The 21,082-nt window shown below is 66.7% G+C and carries 21 protein-coding genes and 1 other RNA gene; 12 read left to right on the top strand and 10 right to left on the bottom strand.

Features of this window, described 5'->3' with window-relative positions; translation table 11 throughout:
- The first annotated feature begins 488 nt into the window (after positions 1-488).
- From NRB20_RS36525 to NRB20_RS36495, 7 genes are all read left to right on the top strand, one after another.
- Positions 489-1,637, top strand: coding sequence for a Nif3-like dinuclear metal center hexameric protein (locus NRB20_RS36525; protein ID WP_153416005.1), 1,149 nt, complete (start codon positions 489-491; stop codon positions 1,635-1,637).
- A 374-nt stretch (positions 1,638-2,011) separates the two neighbouring features.
- Positions 2,012-2,344 carry a PadR family transcriptional regulator gene (locus NRB20_RS36520; RefSeq protein WP_319945861.1) on the top strand — a complete coding sequence of 111 codons (333 nt, stop codon included), beginning with the start codon at positions 2,012-2,014 and terminating at the stop codon, positions 2,342-2,344.
- Between the two features lie 2 nt (positions 2,345-2,346).
- Positions 2,347-2,730, top strand: a complete 384-nt coding sequence (locus NRB20_RS36515; RefSeq protein ID WP_153416003.1) for a DUF1048 domain-containing protein — start codon at positions 2,347-2,349, stop codon at positions 2,728-2,730.
- 13 nt (positions 2,731-2,743) lie between these two features.
- Entirely contained in the window at positions 2,744-3,529 is a 786-nt protein-coding gene (locus NRB20_RS36510; protein WP_153416002.1) for an ABC transporter ATP-binding protein, read from the top strand.
- Between the two features lie 16 nt (positions 3,530-3,545).
- Positions 3,546-4,316: an ABC transporter permease gene (locus NRB20_RS36505; RefSeq protein WP_153416001.1), complete on the top strand. Its 771-nt coding sequence runs from the start codon at positions 3,546-3,548 to the stop codon at positions 4,314-4,316.
- Between the two features lie 276 nt (positions 4,317-4,592).
- Positions 4,593-5,330, top strand: coding sequence for a zinc ribbon domain-containing protein (locus NRB20_RS36500; RefSeq protein ID WP_153416000.1), 738 nt, complete (start codon positions 4,593-4,595; stop codon positions 5,328-5,330).
- A 7-nt stretch (positions 5,331-5,337) separates the two neighbouring features.
- Positions 5,338-6,648: a bifunctional RNase H/acid phosphatase gene (locus NRB20_RS36495; protein WP_319945860.1), complete on the top strand. Its 1,311-nt coding sequence runs from the start codon at positions 5,338-5,340 to the stop codon at positions 6,646-6,648.
- Here the strand turns inward: NRB20_RS36495 and NRB20_RS36490 are convergent, their stop codons facing one another.
- From NRB20_RS36490 to NRB20_RS36480, 3 genes are all read right to left on the bottom strand, one after another.
- Entirely contained in the window at positions 6,649-7,167 is a 519-nt protein-coding gene (locus NRB20_RS36490) for a TrmH family RNA methyltransferase (RefSeq protein ID WP_153415999.1), read from the bottom strand. It abuts the gene before it with no gap.
- 171 nt (positions 7,168-7,338) lie between these two features.
- Positions 7,339-7,812 carry a GNAT family N-acetyltransferase gene (locus NRB20_RS36485; RefSeq protein ID WP_153415998.1) on the bottom strand — a complete coding sequence of 158 codons (474 nt, stop codon included), beginning with the start codon at positions 7,810-7,812 and terminating at the stop codon, positions 7,339-7,341.
- Between the two features lie 81 nt (positions 7,813-7,893).
- Positions 7,894-8,781, bottom strand: a complete 888-nt coding sequence (locus NRB20_RS36480) for an alpha/beta hydrolase (protein ID WP_153415997.1) — start codon at positions 8,779-8,781, stop codon at positions 7,894-7,896.
- Positions 8,782-8,918: 137 nt separating this feature from the next.
- On the opposite strand from NRB20_RS36480, the gene rnpB reads away from it, so the two are divergent.
- Positions 8,919-9,327: RNase P RNA component class A (gene rnpB, locus NRB20_RS36475), an RNA gene on the top strand.
- Positions 9,328-9,689: 362 nt separating this feature from the next.
- Here rnpB and NRB20_RS36470 read toward each other — a convergent pair.
- The 3 genes from NRB20_RS36470 to NRB20_RS36460 all read right to left on the bottom strand — a co-directional run bounded on the left by NRB20_RS36470 (position 9,690) and on the right by NRB20_RS36460 (position 11,056).
- Positions 9,690-9,917: a hypothetical protein gene (locus NRB20_RS36470; RefSeq protein WP_153415996.1), complete on the bottom strand. Its 228-nt coding sequence runs from the start codon at positions 9,915-9,917 to the stop codon at positions 9,690-9,692.
- A gap of 187 nt (positions 9,918-10,104) precedes the next feature.
- Positions 10,105-10,455: a cutinase family protein gene (locus NRB20_RS36465; protein WP_406603920.1), complete on the bottom strand. Its 351-nt coding sequence runs from the start codon at positions 10,453-10,455 to the stop codon at positions 10,105-10,107.
- Between the two features lie 25 nt (positions 10,456-10,480).
- Positions 10,481-11,056, bottom strand: a complete 576-nt coding sequence (locus tag NRB20_RS36460; RefSeq protein ID WP_153415995.1) for a TetR/AcrR family transcriptional regulator — start codon at positions 11,054-11,056, stop codon at positions 10,481-10,483.
- 82 nt (positions 11,057-11,138) lie between these two features.
- On the opposite strand from NRB20_RS36460, the gene NRB20_RS36455 reads away from it, so the two are divergent.
- The gene (locus NRB20_RS36455; RefSeq protein WP_153415994.1) at positions 11,139-12,110 is read left to right on the top strand and encodes an SDR family NAD(P)-dependent oxidoreductase; all 972 of its coding nucleotides are present in this window, start codon (positions 11,139-11,141) and stop codon (positions 12,108-12,110) included.
- Positions 12,111-12,143: 33 nt separating this feature from the next.
- Positions 12,144-12,392 carry a hypothetical protein gene (locus NRB20_RS36450; RefSeq protein WP_194290137.1) on the top strand — a complete coding sequence of 83 codons (249 nt, stop codon included), beginning with the start codon at positions 12,144-12,146 and terminating at the stop codon, positions 12,390-12,392.
- Positions 12,393-12,431: 39 nt separating this feature from the next.
- On the opposite strand, the gene NRB20_RS36445 is transcribed toward NRB20_RS36450, so the two are convergent.
- On the bottom strand, positions 12,432-13,343 hold the full coding sequence (locus tag NRB20_RS36445; RefSeq protein WP_153415993.1) for a D-alanyl-D-alanine carboxypeptidase family protein: 912 nt from the start codon (positions 13,341-13,343) through the stop codon (positions 12,432-12,434).
- Positions 13,344-13,410: 67 nt separating this feature from the next.
- On the bottom strand, positions 13,411-14,076 hold the full coding sequence (locus NRB20_RS36440) for a hypothetical protein (RefSeq protein WP_153415992.1): 666 nt from the start codon (positions 14,074-14,076) through the stop codon (positions 13,411-13,413).
- Between the two features lie 221 nt (positions 14,077-14,297).
- On the opposite strand from NRB20_RS36440, the gene NRB20_RS36435 reads away from it, so the two are divergent.
- Together NRB20_RS36435 and rpoB are read left to right on the top strand one after the other, a co-directional pair.
- Positions 14,298-15,077, top strand: coding sequence for a slipin family protein (locus NRB20_RS36435; RefSeq protein ID WP_153415991.1), 780 nt, complete (start codon positions 14,298-14,300; stop codon positions 15,075-15,077).
- 301 nt (positions 15,078-15,378) lie between these two features.
- Positions 15,379-18,891, top strand: coding sequence for a DNA-directed RNA polymerase subunit beta (gene rpoB / locus NRB20_RS36430; protein ID WP_319945859.1), 3,513 nt, complete (start codon positions 15,379-15,381; stop codon positions 18,889-18,891).
- Between the two features lie 53 nt (positions 18,892-18,944).
- Here the strand turns inward: rpoB and NRB20_RS36425 are convergent, their stop codons facing one another.
- On the bottom strand, positions 18,945-19,859 hold the full coding sequence (locus tag NRB20_RS36425) for an alpha/beta hydrolase family protein (RefSeq protein ID WP_153415989.1): 915 nt from the start codon (positions 19,857-19,859) through the stop codon (positions 18,945-18,947).
- Between the two features lie 87 nt (positions 19,860-19,946).
- Positions 19,947-20,924, bottom strand: a complete 978-nt coding sequence (locus NRB20_RS36420; RefSeq protein ID WP_153415988.1) for a zinc-dependent alcohol dehydrogenase family protein — start codon at positions 20,922-20,924, stop codon at positions 19,947-19,949.
- Between the last annotated feature and the right edge of the window lie 158 nt (positions 20,925-21,082).

The raw sequence follows: 21,082 nt of genomic DNA, 5'->3' as shown, positions 1-21,082 counted from the left end.
CCCGGTCGGTCGGGTCCGATGAGCACCGGTTCGTTGCCGGGTAGCTGAGGTGGATCGCCTGATTGAGGCGCTGCGCCAAGTCGGCATCTGAGCGCCGCCCCCGCATTCGTATCCCGTTCGGTCGGGTCGGATGAGCACCGGTTCGTTGCCTGGTAGCCGAGGTGAAGTGCCTGATCAAGGCGCTGCGCCAGGTCGGCATCTGAGCGCTGCCCTCGTATTCGTATCCCGTTCGGTCGGGTCCGATGAGCACCGGTTCGTTGCCTGGTAGCCGAGGTGAAGTGCCTGATCAAGGCGCTGCGCCAGGTCGGGATATGAGCGCTGCCCTCGTATTCGTGTCCCCTTCGTGTCGGATGAGTGCCGGTTCGTTGCCCGGTAGCGGAGGTGTGGGTCGATGGGTGGCAGATTGCGCTGGGATCCAGTTGTCTCGCCCGGGGGTGTCGGCAAATGTCGTGGGCGGGGTGGCGCATGATGGCTGAGAGCGTGGCGGGATGATCGCCGTTGAGGGAGGTTTCAGGGTGGCGCAGGTGAGTGAGCTCGTCGACGTGCTGGACGCGGCGTATCCGCCCCGGCTGGCCGAATCGTGGGACTCGGTGGGGCTGGTGTGCGGGGATCCGGGGGAGGACGTGGCCCGGGTGCTGTTCGCCGTGGACGCTACCGAGGCGGTGGTGGACGAGGCGATCGCTTGGGGCGCACAAGCTTTGGTGGTGCACCATCCGCTGTTGCTGCGCGGGGTGGACACCGTGGCCGCGAGTACGCCGAAGGGGGCGCTGCTGCACCGGCTGATTCGCGGCGGGTGTGCGCTGTTCACCGCGCACACGAATGCCGATTCCGCCGCACCGGGCGTTTCCGATGCGCTCGCGGAAGCGCTCGGGCTGCGGGTGAGCGGTCCGATCGACCCGAAACCCACTGCGGCGCTGGATGAATGGACGATCAACGTTCCGCGTGAGAATTCCGCGGCGGTGCTCGCCGCCCTGTTCGCCGCAGGTGCGGGCGGGGTGGGAAACTATCGCGAATGCTGTTGGCAGGTGGCGGGTTCCGGTCAGTTCCGGCCGGTGGAGGGCGCGAATCCGGCGCTCGGCCTGGTCGGCGAACTGGAGCAGGTGGCCGAGGACAAGCTCGAGGTCGTCGCCCCGCCCTCGGCTCGCGCGGCCCTGCTCGATGCTCTGCGGCGGGCCCATCCGTACGAGGAACCCGCCTATTTCGTCACCGAGCGCGCACCCCTGCCCACGGGTCTGGGGTTGGGCCGAGTGGGCGAGCTACCGGAGCCGGAAACGTTGCGGGAGTTCACCGCTCGCGTCCGCGCCGCACTACCTGTGACCGCCTGGGGTGTGCGCGCCGCGGGCGATCCCGAACGCCGCATCGCCTCGGTCGCGGTCTGCGGCGGCGCGGGAGATTCCTTCCTGGCCAAGGTTTCTCGACTCGGTATCGACGCCTACGTCACCGCCGACCTACGCCACCACCCCGCCGACGAACACCTGCGCGCAGGCGGCCCCGCCCTCGTCGACGCCGCCCACTGGGCCACCGAATACCCCTGGTGCGCCCAGGCCGAACGCATCGTCCGCGCCGCCCTGCCCGACCTCGAAACCCGCGTCAGCGCAATCCGTACCGACCCCTGGACCCTCGGCGCTCTCGACTGATCCGTCCGAGATTCTGTACCCGGCACCCTCGGTCGAGTTCTCCGACTACATCTCGACCGAGGTGCTCCGCCGCCCCAACGGCTGAACGTCGATAGCCCAGCGCTGCTTCCGCCCTGGTCGAGCTGTCGAGGATCTATCGTGTCACCTCGCTGACCGAGTCATCGCGCGCTCTTCGCTGCCCATCTCACACTCGCGGCCAACCCGATGCGCATCTCCGACACCGACGCACATCCTGTGTCGGACAACCGATTCGACCTCTTGCAGCAGTCTCTCCCAACTGCTGCGACGGGGGCTTGCCACGCCACTATTCAGTGTTACTATCTACTAGTACTCAGTAGAACTGAGTAGCGCCGATGGATACGAGGAGGTGGTCCGTGGGCAAGCAGATCACGGAAATGCTGAAGGGAACGCTGGAAGGGCTCGTCCTCGCGATCTTGGCCGTGCGCACCGCGTACGGCTACGAGATCACCGCGTGGCTCCGGGAACAGGGTTTCTCCGATATCGCCGAAGGCACGGTGTACGCCCTGCTCGTGCGAGTGGAGAAACGCGGCCTGGTCGACGTGGAGAAAGTCCCTTCGGAAAAAGGCCCACCGCGCAAGGTGTACTCCCTCAACGCGCAGGGCCGCGAATATCTCGACGAGTTCTGGCGAACCTGGGATTTCCTCTCGAAACGCCTGGAACAACTTCGTGCAGAAGGAGAAGAATAATCATGTCGGAATCGAAATTGCCGGGAAAGCTGCTCTCCACGGTGGTCGGTGACCTCGGCGAGAAGCGGCGCTGGCGGCAGTACCGCGCCCGCGCCAAACAGCTGCCCGAGCCGTACAGCACGGCGATCGAGGCGTTCCAGCGCTACCTGATGTACGGCGCGGGCGGTGGCGGCGGAGTCGCCATGTTCGAGGATCTGATCGATCTGTTCGAGCAGAGCGCGGCCGATCGCGCACCGCTGCGCGAGATCGTCGGCGACGATCCGGTCGAATTCATCGAAACCTTCGCGCGCAATTACCAGGACGAATCCTGGATCAAGCGTGAACGGGAACGGCTGGGCAACGCCATCGCGAAGGCCGCCGGAGAAAACGTCGGAAACGAAGGATGAAAGGAACTTTCCGATGACAACAGCACAGGCCCCCGCAATTCGCGTGCGGGGGCTGCAGAAATCCTACAAACAACTGCACGTCCTGCGCGGCGTAGATTTCGACGTGGCCCGCGGCGGCATCTTCGCGCTGCTGGGCTCCAACGGTGCGGGCAAGACCACGATCATCAGAATCCTGGCCACCCTGCTGCAGGCCGATGCCGGTGCGGCCGAGGTGCACGGCTTCGACGTCGCCACCCACCCGGACCAGGTGCGCGAATCCATCAGTCTCACCGGACAATTCGCCGCCGTCGACGAAATCCTCAGCGGCCGTGAGAATCTCGTCCTGATCGCACGCCTGCGGCATGTGCGCAACCCGGGCCGGGTCGCCGACGAACTGCTGCAACGCTTTTCGCTGACCGACGCCGCCGCGCGCAAGGTCTCGACCTATTCCGGCGGTATGCGCCGCCGCCTGGACATCGCGATGAGCCTGATCGGCGATCCGCCGGTCATCTTCCTCGACGAGCCGACGACCGGACTCGACCCGCAGGCCCGCATCGAGGTCTGGCAGGCGGTCGCCGAACTCGCCGCGCAGGGCACCACGGTCTTGCTCACCACCCAATATCTCGACGAGGCCGAACAATTGGCCGACCGGATCGCGATCCTGCACGAGGGCCGCATCATCGTGAACGGCACCCTCGCCGAACTCCGCGCGCTGCATCCACCGGCGAAGGTCGAATACGTCGAGAAGCAGCCGACGCTGGAGGACATCTTCTTCGCGATCACCGGCGCGTCCGGCAACCACGACCGCGATATCGCGTGAGGGGCAAGGGATTTCGATGAACAAACACTTCCTCGGCGATACCCTCGTACTGCTGGGCCGCTCGCTGCGGCACATCACCCGCAGCATGGACACCATCATCACGACCATCCTCATGCCGATCGCCTTCATGCTCCTGTTCACCTACGTGTTCGGCGGCGCGATCGACACCGGGACCACCGGCTCGCACGCCTACGTGAAGTACCTGCTGCCGGGCATCCTGCTGATGACGGTCGCCTCGGGCATCGCCTACACCGCGTTCCGGCTCTTCCAGGACAAGAGCAACGGCCTGTTCGAACGTCTGCAATCCATGCCGATCGCCCGCTCGTCGGTGCTGTGGGCGCACGTGCTGACCTCGGTCGTGGCCAACGTGATCTCGCTCGTGGTCGTCGTGGCGGTCGCGCTGCTGATGGGATTCCGTTCCGGCGCAAGCTTTTCGGCGTGGCTGGCGGTGGCGGGCATCATGATCCTGTTCACCCTGGCGCTGACCTGGATCGCCATCATCCCCGGTCTGACCGCGAGCACTCCGGACGGCGCGAGCGCGTTCTCCTATCCGCTGATCTTCCTGCCGTTCCTGAGTTCGGCGTTCGTGCCCACGCACACCATGCCCGGCCCGGTGCGGGCGTTCGCCGAGCATCAACCGGTCACCTCGATCGTGAACACCCTGCGCAATCTGTTCGCCCGGCAACCGGTCGGGACCGGCGTCTGGACGGCGCTGGCCTGGTGCGTCGGCATCCTGGTCGTCGCGTACTTCTTCGCGATGGCCGCCTACCGCCGCAAGATTTCCTGACACACCTCGAGCCGCCCGGATTTCCGTCCGGGCGGTTCGTGGTCGGCAGGCTCTCTCGGGCCGGGACGGTTCGCGGTCCGAAGTGGTGCGGGCGATCGACCTGTGAGAGGTGGCCTGCGGGTCGGGGCGCTCAGCGGTCCGGAACTGGCGTGTGGTCCGGCAAAACAGCGGGGTTGAAGTGTGCACCTGTGGGTGCGGAGTACGGTTAGAACTTCGGCGTCGGCCCGTCCGGCGCACTGTCGTATATGTCCAGAGTGTCGAGGAGTACGTCCCGCGTTGAATGTCGAACCAACGATCCAGGCCAAGCTGCTCGACCTCGCCGCGGTCGATGCGGAGCTGACGCGTATCGCGCACCGGCGCAGGGTCCTGCCCGAGCAGCAGGAGGTCGAGCGGCTCGAGGCCGAGCGCACCTCCCGCAAGGACGCGGCGGTGAAGGTCGAGATCCAGCTCGACGACCTCGACCGGGACATCCGCAAGCTGGAAACCGAGATCGACGGCGTCAGCAAGCGGGAGAAGCGCGATCGGGGCATGCTCGAGGGCGGCGCGGTCGGGGCCAAGCAGCTCTCGGAACTCCAGCACGAGCTGGGCAGCCTGGAACGTCGTCGCTCGGTGCTCGAGGACGATCTGCTCGAGGTGATGGAGCGACGCGAGGCCGCGGTCTCCGACCACGAGCACACCGGCGCGAACCTGACCAAGGCCGAGGAGGATCTGGGCGAGGCGCAGCGGCACCGGGACGAGGCGCTGGCCGATCTCCAGGTCGCCGAGCAGCGCTGCGCGGGCGATCGCGAGCAGTTGCAGGGCCAGTTCCCGGCCGAGTTGCTCTCGGTGTACGACAAGCAGCGCACCCAGCACGGCGTCGGCGCGGCACTGTTGCAGGCCCGCCGCTGCGGCGCGTGCCGGATCGAACTCGACCGCGGTGAGATCGCGCGGATCGCCAAGGCCGCACCGGATTCGGTGGTCCGCTGCCCCGAATGTGGCGCGATCATGGTGCGCACCAAGCAATCCGGGTTGTGAGGCGGGCGTGACCGACAGCGTCATCGTCGAGGCCGACGGCGGTTCGCGGGGCAATCCCGGTCCGGCCGGTTACGGTGCGGTGGTGTGGGATTCCGGGCACGACCGGGTCCTCGCCGAACGCAAGGAGTCGCTCGGGGTCACCACGAACAACGTGGCCGAGTACCAGGGGCTGATCGCCGGCCTGGCCGCCGCGGTGGAGCTGGGCGCGCGCGAGGTCGCGGTGCGGATGGACTCCAAACTGGTCGTCGAGCAGATGTCGGGTCGTTGGAAGGTCAAGCACGCGGCCATGATTCCGCTCAACGAGCGGGCGCGGCGGTTGGTCACCGAATTCGACCGGGTCGATTTCACCTGGATCCCGCGGGCGCAGAACTCGCACGCGGATCGGCTCGCCAACGAAGCCATGGACGATGCGCCGCTGATCGATGAAGTTCGCGCTGCTACGGAATCCGGCGCGGCTCGGCAGGTTTCGGATGATGCGACCCAGCGGGATGCGGGATCCGGTGCGACCCAGCAGGTTTCGGATCGTGAGACCCAGCAGGGTGCGGAATTCGGTGTGGTCCAGCAGGTTTCAGGCCCCGGTGCGACGCGGCAGGATTCGGCGACCGGGGTGGAGCGCACGCTACCCAGCTGGATCGATGAAGCCGCCGATGCCCGTGTGGCACAGCAGAAACCGGAGCAGACCGCGCCCGGCTGGACGGGTGCGCGCGGCCGCCCGACCCGGCTGCTGCTGTTGCGGCACGGCCAGACCGAGTTGTCGATCGAACGCAGGTATTCGGGTCGCGGGAATCCGCCGCTCACCGCACTGGGCCGCGAACAGGCCGCGCGGGCGGCGAAATACCTTGCGGCCAAAGGGGATATCGCGGCGATCGTGACCTCCCCATTGGGACGCGCACAGGAGACCGCGGGCGCGGTCGGCGAGGCCCTGGACGTCCCGGTGCGCGTCATGGACCGGCTCATCGAAACCGACTTCGGTGACTGGGAGGGACTCACCTTCACCGAAGCGGCACAGGCCGATCCGGAACTGCATTCGCAATGGCTCGGCGATTCGACGATGTCCCCGCCCGGCGGCGAGAGCTTCGCCACCGTGCGGGAGCGGATCGAGGCGGCCCGCGCGGATCTGGTCGCCTTGTATCCGGACAGCAACGTCGTGGTGGTCAGTCACGTGACACCCATCAAGACGCTGCTGCAACTGGCCCTCGGTGTCGGCCCGTCGCTGCTGTACCGGCTGCATCTGGATCTGGCCTCGCTCTCGATCGCCGAGTTCTACCCCGACGGCGGCTCCTCGGTCCGTCTGGTGAACGAGACGTCCTACCTCTGATCAGCACAGCCCGGCGAGCTTGTAGAGCACCAGCGAGCCCGCCACCGCGACGTTGAGGCTGTGCCCGGTGCCGACCATCGGGATCTCCACGGCCACATCGAGGCGTTCGAGCCCCTCGGGCGGGATGCCGGTGCCCTCGTTCCCCAGCACGATCACGGTGCGTTTGCGCGCGACGGGCAGGTCGGCCAGCCGGATCGATTCGTCGGTCAGCTCCACCCCGACGATCGCCGACCCGCCCTGGCGCTGCCGATCCAGCCAGCGATCGGTGCGACCCTCGATCCAGTGCACACAGGTGCGCTGCCGCAAGGTGTTTCCGCGTTCGAGCGCCTCGGGCACCCACGACCGGCGCGGTACCGCCAGACACGCCCCGGCCGCATCGCAGGTGCGCAGTAGCGTGCCCAGGTTGACGCCGTGTTTGGGCCACAGCGGGGCCACGATCAGATGGTTCCAGCAGGTGTGCGCCCGGGTGCGGCGTCGGCGGTGGATCTCCGCGGGCGTGCGCGCCCGCGCCGCGCTCATCGGCGGACGGGAAGGACCTTCCCGTGGGGGACAACGGTATTCATGCGAAACAGTGTCATCGTGACGGTGCTCAGCGGCGCACCGGGGCCATCGACGGGGTGGATCGTGTACTCGCCCACCGGGATCGGTTCCATTGTACGGGCGATGCCACCGGATGCGCGACGGGTGCGTTCACCGCAGCGCGAGGGACATCTCGTATTCGGTGTTAGGTGCGTGGACGCCGATATTGCGCGCGACTCCGGTCGGAGCGAAACCCATTCTGCGATAGAGCTTCTCGGCCGGGGTGTTGCCGTCGAGCACCCAGAGCCGTAATTCGGAGTGGCCCTCGGCTCGCGCCCAGTTCGCGACCGCTTCGATCAGCTCGCGTGAGACTCCGGTCCCGCGTGCCGCCGATTCGACGAACATCGAGACCAGAACCGCCACGCCCTGTTCCTGGATACCGCCCGCGCAACCGATCACCTCGCTGGCGGATTCGGCCACGAACATGGTGCGGCGGGCGGACCACTGCCGCCAGTGCTCGTCGTCCCAACCCCGCGCTTCTTCGAGCAGGGTGGCGAAAGTGCCCGGTGCGGACCCGGCCAACGCGGCCAGGCGCGCGGTCCGAACCGTCTGCCACTCCTGCGCGGGTACCTGTCGCACGGTCATCCGACGATCGTCCCCCGCCGGTGGGGGAGAGGGCAATCCGATTACGCCGACCGACCACGCGACCGGTTGTGCGACAGGCGGTTACGGGCGCAGCACCGAGACCAGGAAGTCGGTCTGGTCGTAGACGGCCTTCTCGAACCAGTCGTCGAAGTAGATGTCGAAGTGTCCGATCGGATACCGCTTCACGATCGAGTGTTTGGTGCGTTCGGCGGCCTTGAGGCTCGGCTTGATCGGCGCGACCGAATCCTCGTCGCACAGCGAGTACAGCACCGGCACCTTGATGCCCTTGGTGCGCCGCCACGGCGAATCGAACAGTGCCTGAATGCCGATGCGCGCGGCCACCTTCGGCTGGTACAGCTCGCTCTCCTCGGCCAGACGGCCGAACCCCTCGGGCACATCCGAGGCGCTCATCAACGCCGCGGACCGCTTGCGTCCGGCCAGCCGCGCCTTGATCGGCCTGCGGATGATCGGGCCCAGCAACAGGTCGGTGATCGCGAAGAAACCGGTGCGGATGAGGCTGATCGGCCCCTTGGCCATTGCCGAGGACCAGCCGCTGGTGAACGGGCACTGCGCGACCACCGCGGCGAGGTAATCGTCCTCATGTGCGATCGACAGCACGTGTCCGCCGCCGAACGAACTGCCCCACAACGCGATTCGTGTCGCGTCGAAACCCTTGATGGTGCGCGCGAAGGTGATCGCGTTGCGCCAGTCCTCACGCTGTTTGCGAATGCTGATCAGCTGACGCGGGGTGCCGCCGCTGGCCCCGAAGTTGCGGTAGTCGAAGACCAGACAACCCATTCCGGCCGTGGCGAACCGGCGGGCATACCGGTCCAGACCCATTTCCCGATTCGCTCCGAGCCCGTGGCCCAGGATGACCAGCGGGCGCGGTTTGGGTGGTCCATCGGGCCGGTAAAGCCACGCTGCACACTGTTCGTTTCCCGAAGGGAACCCCACCTCGACACGCTCCATGGCGAATTACGGTACTTGTTCTCGTTTCGGCGCGCTGCGCTGGATCCCCGGTCATGACCGGAAATCTCATCGCGGGACCTCCGTGAGGCACCACCGGCGTACCCGCCGCGGACCCCGTACGGCATAATCCCTCGAGACGAGTCGGTCGGGCGACTGCGGCGACGGGAACGGGCACAGCTGTGCCGCTGCCCGGCGCCGAGGAAAGTCCGGACTCCACAGAGCAGGGCGGTTGTTAACGGCAACCCGGGGTGACCCGCGGGACAGTGCCACAGAGAACAGACCGCCGACGCCCAAAGCGTCGGTAAGGGTGAAACGGTGCGGTAAGAGCGCACCAGCGCCCCGGGTGACCGGGGCGGCTAGGTAAACCCCGCCCGGAGCAAGGTCGAAGGCCGCACTCCCCGAGTGCGGCTGCGCGGGTGTTCGAGGGCTGCTCGCCCGAGCCCGCGGGTGGACCGCTCGAGGTGCCCGGCAACGGTGCATCCAGATGGATGGTCGCCTCCCGGTGCGAACCGGGAACAGGATCCGGCTTACAGACCGACTCGTCCCCAATCCTCTTCTCGTGCAGTGGCCCCCGACCCACGACTTCGCCGCACCTGACAGCGACAGAATATGATCCAGCTCACCACCGCTGGCGGCCCTCTCGGCCGGGACGTTGCGCGATAACGCATCCCGGACTTCATCGAGCTCGTAGGCCGCGTCCGCCCGCGCCGCCGCCAACGTCTGCTTCACCGGCATCGAGTACGTCAGGCGGTCTGAATGCTCTGTTCCCCGGCAGCCAGGTCCCCCGAAACCTGCTGTGCCGCAGCGACAGTCGACCTCGACCCGCGCCAGTTGCGCGATCGGGCGGGCCTTACGCTTCACCTCCTCGTGCAGTAGCCCCGCGGCGTGTGCTCACCACACCTCGGCTGTCAGGAGCACTTGACGCCGCAGTGGGGAAATATCAGGTTGAACAGGTCGAACGAGCCGGTGCTGACCGAGCCCGTTGCTGAAAGATCAGCGATCGGCTGCGAGTTCTGGACGTCCGGTGTGGAGGGAGCGGGCTGCAGTGGGATCTGCGCCAGGGCCGGGCCGGCGGCGAACGTCGCGAGAGCCGCGCCTGTGAGGACCGAGCTGATGGCAAAGCGTCTGATGGACAAGGTAGTTCCTTTTTCTCGTTGGTCGTGAGAACCCGATACTAAGGAAAAAAGACGGGCTACCGACGCAAGCCTCGCCAAGTACCGGAAACGTATGCGAATGCCGTCGCTTCCGGCTTGCAGACCGACTCGTCCGCACTCTCTTCCCGGAAAGTTCTCGGGGCTCATCGGGGACCGTGCGGCTAGGGCCTCAGAGTCGGTTCGCGGCGAAATCTGCTGCGGCCAAGGTCATTCCGTTGAAGCTGTAGAGGACGTGCAGGGGGTTGGGCTGGCCGGGGAAAGGGGAGCCGTCGCAGACGGTGTCGCCGGGAACGCAGTATTCGGCGGTCTTGGGGGTGTAGAGGGGGCCGAGGGTGATCGGGGGTGCGCCGACCTGGCGCATGAAGTGGTCCGAGGGTTTGCCGAAGAGGACCACTGCGGCTACGTGGGAGGCGATTTCCGGAGGAAGCGGTGGCAGGCGGCCGCGGATGCCGGTTGGGCGGGCACGACCGTCGCGACGCTCGCCGCCGATGTCGCGGCGCACAGGAAACGGGCCAACCACCGCTGCTCCATTCGCGAAGCGCACCTCAGGGTTTCGTCGGGCTTTCCGCACCGAGCAGCAGGTCGATGGCGACGGTCAGCCGCTCCAGAAATGCCTCGCGCGTTGTGACCTGGTGTTTGATGCCGATCGATGTGCTGATCAAGGTTTGCGTCATCGCGGCCGAGCGGCTCGCGGTGGTGTCGAGCGATTCGGTCAGGGCGGTGTCGACGAGGGTGGCGAATCGCGCGGGGTATTCGGTGACGGCGGGGCCGAGCAGGTCCGAATACTCCTCGGCCAGGGTGTTGACCTCGCGGCTCATCGCGCCGATGTAGTGGCCGGTCCACTGGTCGAACGCGTCGAGGAGTCGGTCGCGGACCGGGCGGGACGTGTCGGCGAAAGTTTCGGTCACCGTCGCGATGCCGCAGTCCAGGGCGCGGGTGACCGCGGCGGTGAACAGTTCCTGTTTGGCCCCGAACAGCAGGTACAGGCCCGGGCGGGAGATGTCGGCGGCGCGGGCGACGTCCTCCATCGAGGTCTTCCGGTAGCCGTAGCGCACGAAGACGTCGAGGGCCGCGGTGAGCACCTGTTCGCGTCGGCCGCCGTCCGCAGTGTCCACGTTCATCCGGCCACCCTATCCGCCCGTGGACTTACTAGACAAAGTTTGCATAAGTTGTAAAGTCGGTCAGGTGGATCAGGAGGAACCGATGATTCGACATCCGCTCATCACCACGCGCTTCGACGGTTCGAACACCGCCGACGACGTAGCCGCCGGAATCGACCTGCGAGGTATGCGTGCGATCGTGACCGGTGCGTCCTCGGGGCTCGGCGTCGAGACCGCCCGGGTGCTCGCGGCCGCCGGGGCCGAGGTCACCCTCGCCGTACGCGATGTCGCGGCGGGCGCACGCGTGGCCGACGGAATCGCCACTCGCAGCGGGGTTCTGCGCCCGGCCGTGGCCGCCCTCGACCTGGCCGCCCCCGCCGGCGTCGCGCGTTTCGCACAGAACTGGGACGGCCCGCTGCACCTGCTGATCACCAATGCCGGACTGGTCACCTCGGGCCTGGAACGCACCGCGCAGGGCTGGGAGCTGCAATTCGCGACCAACCACCTGGGCCACTTCGCACTCGCCCACCTCCTGCACGACGCCCTGGCTCGCGGCGCGGCCGAACGCGGTACCGCCCGCATCGTGGCGGTCAGCTCCACCGCCCACATGCGCGCCCCGGTCGACTTCGACGACATCCACTTCGAGCGTCGCCCGTACGACCCGCAGATCGGTTACGCCCAGTCCAAGACCGCCAATTCGCTGTTCGCCGTCGAGGCGACCAAGCGCTGGGCCGCCGACCGCATCGTGGCCAACGCGGTGAACCCCGGCGGCATCAGAACCGGACTGCAACGGAATTTCACAGCCCGACAACGCGATTCGCTCGATGCCGCCGAAGCCGCCGGGGTATTCACCTACAAGACCGTCGAACAGGGAGCCGCAACCACCATGGTCGCGGCCATCGCCCCGGAATTCGCCACCACCGGCGGCCACTACCTCGACGACTGCCGCGAGGCATACACCGTCCCGAACGACGCGGACCTGACCGCTCACAGCCACGGCGTCAAACAGTGGGCCCTGGACCCGGACGCCGCCCACGAACTCTGGTCGACATCCCTTGCGACACTTGGCCTGTGACGCAACCCCATCCTCGGCCTACCCCACCTCCCCGTGGCAACCCTCCCCGAACGCCCCGAGGGCGACTACTACGAAGACGGCTTGCACTGGAAAACCAGAACCCTGGTAACCTTCGCCGCCGGCCGCCCCTTCATCTGGATCGACGACGAAATCAGACCCCTCGACGAATCCTGGGTCCGCACAAACCATCCCGGCCGAGCCCTGCTCCATCGCGTGGTCTCCGGCTCCGGCCTCCAGGCCACCGACTTCCCCACCCTCACCAACTGGCTACGAGAAACCTAGCCCCACTTGCTGTTTCGACAGGCCGCGGGCACGAGGTGGTCAGGGGAGTGGGATGAGGCTCAGGAGTGGGCCGAAACCCCAGTCGAGCATGTGGCGGGCGTCGGTTGCTGCGGCGGCGTCGCTGGTGGGGGAGCTGTGTAGGACGACGCCGATGAGGGGTTGGCCTGCTCGGGTGGCTTCGAACAGGAGGCAGGTGCCTGCGGTGTCGGTGGAGCCGGTTTTGATACCGAGGGTGCCGGGGTAGTCGCGGAGCAGGAGATTCGTTGTGCGCCAGACGTGGTCGCGGTTGGCGGGGCCGGCGGGCTGGTGGTAGGTCTGCGAGCGGACGATGTCGCGGAAGATGGGGAGGGTCATCGCGCGCATGCCGAGTTTCACCAGATCCGCGGGGGTCGAATAGGTGGAGTAGCCGTTGGGTGCGGGTAGGCCGCTGGGGTCGGTGAAGTGGGTGTTCGACAGGCCCAGGCGTGCGGCCGTGGCGTTCATCTCGGCGATGAATCCGGCCTGTCCGGGGCCGTACGACTCGGCGAGCGTGTACGCCGCGTCGCAGCCCGACGGCAGCATCATCGCGTACAGCAACTGTCTGGCAGTCAGCACCTCGCCGGGAACCAGGCCCGCGGTGCTTCCGTCGTACTTGCGGTCGTAGGCGATGATCCCCGGCGGCACCGTGATGGCCCGGTCCAGATCACCGGACTCGAGGACGACCAGCGCGGTCATCACCTTGGTGATACTGCCCATCGGCGCGCGGGTGTTCGGCTGCCGCGACCAGCGCACCGCACCCGTATTCGCGTCGGCGAGCTCGGCGAACGGAGCCTGCACCCCGTCCGGCTCGGCGGACATGGTGGGCAGCTGATCGTGCGAGACGTTCGCGGCGGGCGCGGCCAGGGCGGGGCCCGGCGAGACGAGCAGAAGTCCGGAGGCGGCAGCCAGCATCACGCGGGCAAATGATCGCATCGGCATATTGTGCCGTTCGAAACGACCACCGAGCGGGATTTCCCCCGGAGCAAACCATCGGCCCGACTCAGCGCCCCAGCAGTTCCACCACCCGCAGCGCCGGACCGACATAGGCCGGAATCAGATACGGATCCCGGATGGGGGTGGAAACCCTTGTGCACGTGAGGAGTTCGGGTCCGACGAGCTGCCAGGGCGGCAGCTCACCCGCGATCTGCGCCTGGATCAACTGCGGCCCGAGCAGCGATCTGGCGTAGCCGGGATCCGGAGAATCGACGCGGTACAGCGCGTCGAACACCGGATGACCGATCGGCGCGGGCCGCTGCCCGAACAGGGTCTGCGCGAAGGTCGCGAGCGCACCGGACGCATGCCGCACCGAGACGAGCGGATGCGGCCGGTCGAGCGTGACCGCGACCGCGATGAAGTGGTAGGTGGACGAGGACTGTTCGGAGGAGACGGTGTAGGAGTACTCGGCCACCAGCACCCGCCGTCCCCCGACCTGCCCGATCAGGGTCGCGCCGAGCCCGCGACGATTGCGTCCGGGCAACTGCGCGGTCCACGGCGCTTCACATCTCGGCACGAACGTCCACCCGTTGGCCATCGCCCACTGGTTCAGCGCGCCTACCCGGGCCCGCTCCTGCCGCGCCGCCGCCGACACCGCCGCCACCAGCGCGACGATCAGGCCGACGAACAGCAGCACCACCGCCACCACCACGAAAATCGCCGTCGCCGCCACCGCGCCTCCCTCCCGAATGCTCGATCCACCACTCGAATCGAATCATGGCCGACCGACCTTCCGGCCTCCTTAACGGATGTTTGCAGCCCCCAAGGCAATCCGCCCCATGTCCGATGCGATCGGTCCCCACGCGAGGCACTCGCACCCGCGCCGCCCCGGTGCCATCATCGATGTAGGGCCCGGCGCTTCCGTGCATCGGGCGAATCGCGTGGTGGTGCGATATGGACATCTCGGTCATCCTCGGCGTCGTGGTGGGAGCGGGCGTGCTGCTCGCGGGCATCGTGTTCGGGGCCAGTATGCGGGTGGTGGAACAGTTCGAGCGGGGCGTGGTGTTCCGCTTCGGCCGGGTGCGACAGGTGCGCGAACCCGGGCTGCGGATGCTGATTCCGGGCGTGGATCGGATGCGCAAGGTGCCGGTCCAGATCGTCACCATGCCGGTGCCCGGGCAGGAGGGCATCACCCGCGACAACGTCACCGTGCGGGTGGACGCGGTGGTGTACTTCCGGGTGGTCGATCCGGTGCAGGCCGTGGTCGACGTGCAGGACTACCTGTTCGCCATCGCGCAGGTGGCGCAGACCTCGCTGCGCTCGATCATCGGTAAGAGCGATCTGGACGACCTGTTGTCCAACCGCGAACACCTCAATCGCGGCCTGGAGTTGATGATCGACAGCCCGGCGCTGGCCTGGGGTGTGCACATCGATCGGGTGGAGATCAAGGACGTCGCGCTGCCGGAATCGATGAAACGCTCGATGTCACGGCAGGCTGAGGCCGAACGTGAACGCCGGGCCCGCGTCATCACCGCGGAGGGCGAACTCCAGGCCTCGCAGAAGCTGGCCGATGCCGGACAGACCATGGCCGCGGCCCCAGCCGCCCTGCAACTGCGGCTGCTGCAAACCGTGGTGGAGGTTGCGGCGGAGAAGAATTCGACGTTGGTGCTGCCGTTCCCGGTCGAGTTGCTGCGCTTCCTGGAGCGTTCGACGCCGGAGGATCCGACGGCTTGACGCGACGCGCATCCGGATGCCATCATGAAAAGGGGAAAGGCACTCGGATTGTGGTGTCTATTTGTCTCTGCCCTCGACATCTGGTCGATTCGGGTGTAATTTTGGTTTTCGCGCCGGGGTGCGTGCCGACTGGCTCTCGAAAATGAATTAACTGCGGAAGATCGCACTGTCTGCGTGTCGATTTCCGCCCGTTGGTGTCGAGGTAGGCAGGTCGGTATACGGCACGGTGCGCCATGAGCAATGCAGCCGACAGGACAAGCAGATACCGCGACGTCGCGTACGCAGGTGCGGTCGTCGCGAGGTGCTGGAAGGACGTATCTTGGCAGTCTCGAGTCAGACCGAGGTCGATACCGTGCGATCGGCGGCCCGCGTCCCGGGCGCGCCCGAACGGGTTTCGTTCGCCAAACTCCGTGAGCCCCTGGCGATTCCGGATCTACTGGCCGTTCAGACCGAGTCGTTCGACTGGCTGGTCGGCGGGCGGCGCTGGCGGGAGCGGGCCGGCGCCGCGGGGGATCCGGCGCTCGGCGGCCTGGAGGAGGTGCTCGACGAGATCAGCCCGATCGAGGATTTCGCGGCGACCATGTCGCTGTCCCTGTCCGATCCGCGTTTCGAGGAGGTCAAGGCCTCGGTCGAGGAATGCAAGGACCGCGATCTGACGTATGCCGCGCCGTTGTTCGTCACCGCCGAATTCATCAACAACAACACCGGCGAGATCAAGTCGCAGACGGTTTTCATGGGCGATTTCCCGATGATGACCGATCGCGGCACTTTCGTCGTGAACGGCACCGAACGGGTGATCGTGTCGCAACTGGTGCGTTCGCCGGGCGTGTACTTCGACGAATCCGTCGACAAGACCACCGAGAGGACCCTGCACAGCGCCCGGGTCATCCCGAGTCGCGGCGCGTGGCTGGAATTCGACATCGATAAGCGCGACACCATCGGCGTCCGCATCGACCGTAAACGCCGCCAGCCGGTGACGGTGCTGCTCAAGGCGCTGGGCTGGAGCGCCGAGCAGATCACCGAACGTTTCGGCTTCTCGGAGATCATGATGACCTCCCTGGCCAAGGACAACACCGCGGGCACCGACGAGGCGCTGCTGGACATCCACCGCAAACTGCGTCCGGGCGAGCCGCCCACCAAGGAGTCCGCGCAGGCACTGCTGGAGAACCTGTTCTTCAAGGACAAGCGCTACGATCTGGCGCGCGTCGGCCGTCACAAGATCACCAGGAAGCTCGGCATCGGGCCCGCCGCCGACGCCGATCGGGTGCTCACCGAACCGGATATCGCCGCGATCATCGAATATCTGCTGCGTCTGCACGCGGGCGATGCGACGATGACCGCGCCCGGCGGCGAGGAGGTGCCGATCGGCGTCGACGATATCGACCACTTCGGCAACCGCCGCCTGCGGACCATCGGCGAACTCATCCAGAACCAGGTGCGGGTGGGTCTGTCCCGGATGGAGCGGGTGGTGCGGGAGCGGATGACCACGCAGGACGTCGAGGCGATCACCCCGCAGACGTTGATGAACATCCGCCCGGTCGTGGCGGCGATCCGGGAGTTCTTCGGCACCTCGCAGTCCTCGACGTTCCTGGACGAACGCAATCCGCTCGCCAGCCTGACCCAGAAGCGCCGCCTGTCGGCGCTGGGCCCGGGCGGCCTGACCCGCGAACGCGCCGGACTCGAGGTCCGCGATGTGCACTACAGCCACTACGGCCGGATGTGCCCGATCGAGACGCCCGAGGGGCCGAACATCGGTCTGATCGGCTATCTGTCGGTGTATGCGCGGGTCAATCCGTTCGGATTCATCGAGACGCCGTATCGCAAGGTGGTGGACGGTGCGGTGACCGACCGGATCGACTACCTGTCCGCCGATCAGGAGGACAGGCACGTCGTCGCGCAGGCGAACGAGCCGCTCGATGCCGAGGGCCGCTTCACCTCGTCGCGAGTGCTGGTGCGCCGCAAGGATTCCGAGGTCGAACTGGTCGAACCGGCGCTGGTCGACTACATGGATGTCTCACCGCGCCAGATGGTTTCGGTCGCGACGGCGATGATCCCATTCCTCGAACACGACGACGCCAACCGCGCGCTGATGGGCGCGAACATGCAGAAACAGGCCGTGCCGCTGATCCGTTCGGAATCGCCGCTGGTCGGCACCGGGATGGAACTGCGCGCGGCGATCGATGCCGGGGATGTCGTGGTGAACGAGAAATCCGGTGTGGTGGAGGAGGTTTCGGCGGATTTCGTCACCGTGATGCACGATGACGGCACCCGGCGTTCGTATCGGCTGCACAAGTTCAACCGGACCAATCAGGGCACCTGCGCGAATCAACGTCCCATCATGGACGAGGGGCAGCGGGTGGAGCCGGGCCAGGTGCTGGCCGACGGGCCCAGTACGCAGAACGGCGAGATGGCGCTCGGGAAGAATCTGCTCGTCGCGGTAATGCCTTGGGAGGGTTACAACTACGAGGACGCGATCATCCTCTCGCAGCGCCTCGTGGAGGAGGATGTGCTGACCTCGATCCACATCGAGGAGCACGAAGTCGACGCGCGCGAAACGAAATTGGGCGCGGAGGAGATCACCCGCGATATTCCGAACATCTCCGATGAGGCGCTGGCGGATCTCGATGATCGTGGCATCGTGCGGATCGGTGCGGAGGTTCGTGACGGCGACATCCTGGTCGGCAAGGTGACGCCGAAGGGTGAGACCGAGCTGACTCCGGAGGAGCGGTTGTTGCGTGCGATCTTCGGTGAGAAGGCGCGCGAGGTTCGCGATACGTCGTTGAAGGTGCCGCACGGTGAGTCGGGCAAGGTCATCGGTATTCGGGTGTTCTCGCGTGATGACGACGACGATCTGCCGCCGGGTGTGAACGAGCTCGTGCGTGTGTATGTCGCGCAGAAGCGCAAGATCCAGGACGGCGACAAGCTGGCGGGTCGGCACGGTAACAAGGGCGTCATCGGCAGGATTCTGCCGAAGGAGGACATGCCGTTCCTGCCCGACGGGACTCCGGTCGACATCATCCTGAACACGCACGGTGTGCCGCGTCGGATGAACATCGGCCAGATCCTGGAGACGCATCTGGGCTGGATCGGCAAGACGGGCTGGAATGTGCAGCTCGCCCAGGACGGTTCCCGGCCGGACTGGGCGCAGCGGCTACCCGAGGAGTTGCTGTCCGCCGAACCCGAAACCAACCTCGCCACACCGGTTTTCGACGGTGCGCGCGAGGAGGAACTCGCCGGAATGCTGGCCTCGACCCTGCCCAACCGCGATGGTGAGGTGATGGTCGGCGCGGACGGTAAGGCCACGCTGTTCGACGGTCGTTCGGGTGAGCCGTTCCCGTACCCGGTGGCCGTGGGCTACATGTACATCCTGAAGCTGCATCACCTGGTGGATGACAAGATTCACGCGCGGTCGACGGGTCCGTACTCGATGATCACGCAGCAGCCGTTGGGTGGTAAGGCGCAGTTCGGTGGTCAGCGTTTCGGTGAGATGGAGTGCTGGGCCATGCAGGCGTACGGCGCTGCGTACACGCTGCAGGAGTTGTTGACCATCAAGTCCGATGACGTGGTGGGTCGGGTGAAGGTGTACGAGGCGATCGTCAAGGGCGAGAACATTCCGGAGCCGGGTATTCCGGAGTCGTTCAAGGTGCTGCTCAAGGAACTCCAGGCGCTGTGCCTCAATGTCGAGGTGCTCTCCCACGACGGTTCCAGGGTCGAGTTGCACCATGACGACGACGATCTCGACCGGACCGCCGCGAATCTGGGAATCACCCTGTCCCGCAACGAATCCGCGACGATCGACGATCTGTCGAGCTGATCGGAACCGTCCGCCGCGCACCGATGCACCGGTGCGCGGCGGATCACCGCGAGTCACTTGGATTCGATGCGCCCCAACGGATTACGACTTTCGGATAGCGCCTTCGTCCACCCGGAACTGTCGATACCGAGCGCATGCCGCAGGTACGCCCAGGTGACCTGCTGGAGCAACGCCACCCGCTCGGGACTCTCGTCGGTCGTCTCCTTGGCTTCGTAACCGGGAATCCCGCCGAGGGAATGCTCCGCCCCGAACAGCGTGAGCAGGCTCTTGTCGCCGGGACTGAGCGCATACGGGTCGGTCATCCAATCGGGCCCCCGCACGGTCAGCGGCGAGTCGTCCTTGTCGCCCGCGACGACGAGCGCCGGTGTGCGCATCGCCGAGAAGTCCGGGTTCATGAAGGGAAAGTTCTCGGCGGCAAAGGAACTCAGATCCGCGCCGCCCTTCCCGGCCGTGGCCAGCAGCACGCCCGCGCTGATCCGGGGGTCGGACAGGTCATCCCCTGCACCGGTCGTCGGATCGAGCACCCGCAACCCCAGCAGCACCCCCGCGGTCTGGCCGCCGAAGGAATGTCCGGCCACGGCGATACGGGTCCGATCGACACGTCCGGACAGGCCGGGAACAGCGGCTTCCAACAGTTCGAGATCGTCCAGAACCCGCCGCACATCCTCGACCCGATAACGCCAGATCCGCGGTGTGCGAGGATCATTCGGCTCCAGCCCCAACGTCCGGGAATCCAGATGAGTGGGCTGAACGACCACGAAACCGTGTGCCGCCCAGAAATCGGTCAGCGGTCCGTAGCTGTCCAGTGACGAACCGAACCCGTGTGAGAACACGATGACCGGCAGATTGTGGCCGGTCACGGGGGCGGACACCCGGACCCGCAGATCTTCACCCCGATCCGGCGCCGACAGCACGACCGGCTTCACCGAAACAACCGGTACCGCAGGGGAAATGTCGAATTCGGCCATGAGACCACAATCCTCTCGATGGAATGGACAACGCGGACAACGGATTCACCGCATCCGCCGATGTGATGAGCAGGGACGCAGCCGGATTCAGACCGTGACGACGACCTTGCCGACCTGCTGCCCCTGCTCCAGATGCCGATGCGCCTCGACGACGTCCTCGAAGGCGAACACCGCGTCGATCGTGGGTTGCACTGCGCCGTAACGCAATCCGGCACCGAGGAACGCCGCGATCCGCCGCACCACCACCGGATCGAGCGTGTGCTCGAAGCTCGCATAACGATGAATGGTCACCGGATTCGCCGGGAACGACGCGGGACGCGGATCCAACCACCCCACCGTGATCACCGTCCCCCCGAATTTCGCGGCGCTGGCCAACTCGGCCAACCCCGGCCCCATCACCGAATCGAGAATGATGTCCGCGCCGACCCCGCCGGTCTCGCGACGCACGGCCTCGGTGACGTTCTCCTCGTCCGAGGCGATGACCGCCGCGGCCCCGGCGGCCAGCAGCGCGTCCTTCTTCGCGGCATGGCTGGTGACCGCGATCGGCACGGCCCCGATCTGATTCGCGACCTGAATGGCAGCCAGCCCAACGGAACTGGACGCGGCGGTGATCACCACCTGATCGCCCGGCCGCATCCCGGCCTTCTCCACCAGCGCGCCGTAGGCGGTGGAATACGACACCCACAGCGCCGCCGCGTCGATGACGCTCAGACCCGCGGGTCGGGCGACGACCGTACCGGCCGGAACAACGGTGTACTCGGCGTAGGTACCGCGCACATCCGCATCCGGCAGCGCCGCGATCAGCACCGCATCGCCGCCCGCGACCCCCTCGACCTGCGGGCCGGCCGCGTCGATTACCCCGGTGCCCTCCACGCCCAGCCGAGCGCGCGGCAATCGGCTGGGCCGGGGCCCGATACCCGCCCGCGCCATCTGGTCGAGCCGGTTGACCCCGAAGGCTTCGATCCGAATCCGCACCTCACCCGGACCGGGCTCGGTGATCGGCTCCTCGACGATGTGCAGGACCTCGGGGCCGCCGGTTTCATCGAAGGTCACGACTCGTGGCATCGCAATTCTCTTTCTGGGCAAGGGTTTTCGGGCGGCGAATCGGTATGCGCCGCACGGAGTGCGAATGTGCCGACGGCTCGGGCGGTTGGCCGCCGGTCGCCGCTCTGGCATCATGAAGAAACGGGACGTCGTCCCGATTAACGATACGGGACACTGTC

Origin of the sequence: Nocardia macrotermitis (assembly GCF_009604405.1) — a bacterium.
Taxonomy (GTDB): Bacteria; Actinomycetota; Actinomycetes; order Mycobacteriales; family Mycobacteriaceae; genus Nocardia; species Nocardia macrotermitis.
The sequence above is the reverse complement of the archived record's forward strand: the minus strand, read 5'-3'. Positions and strand labels throughout refer to the sequence as shown.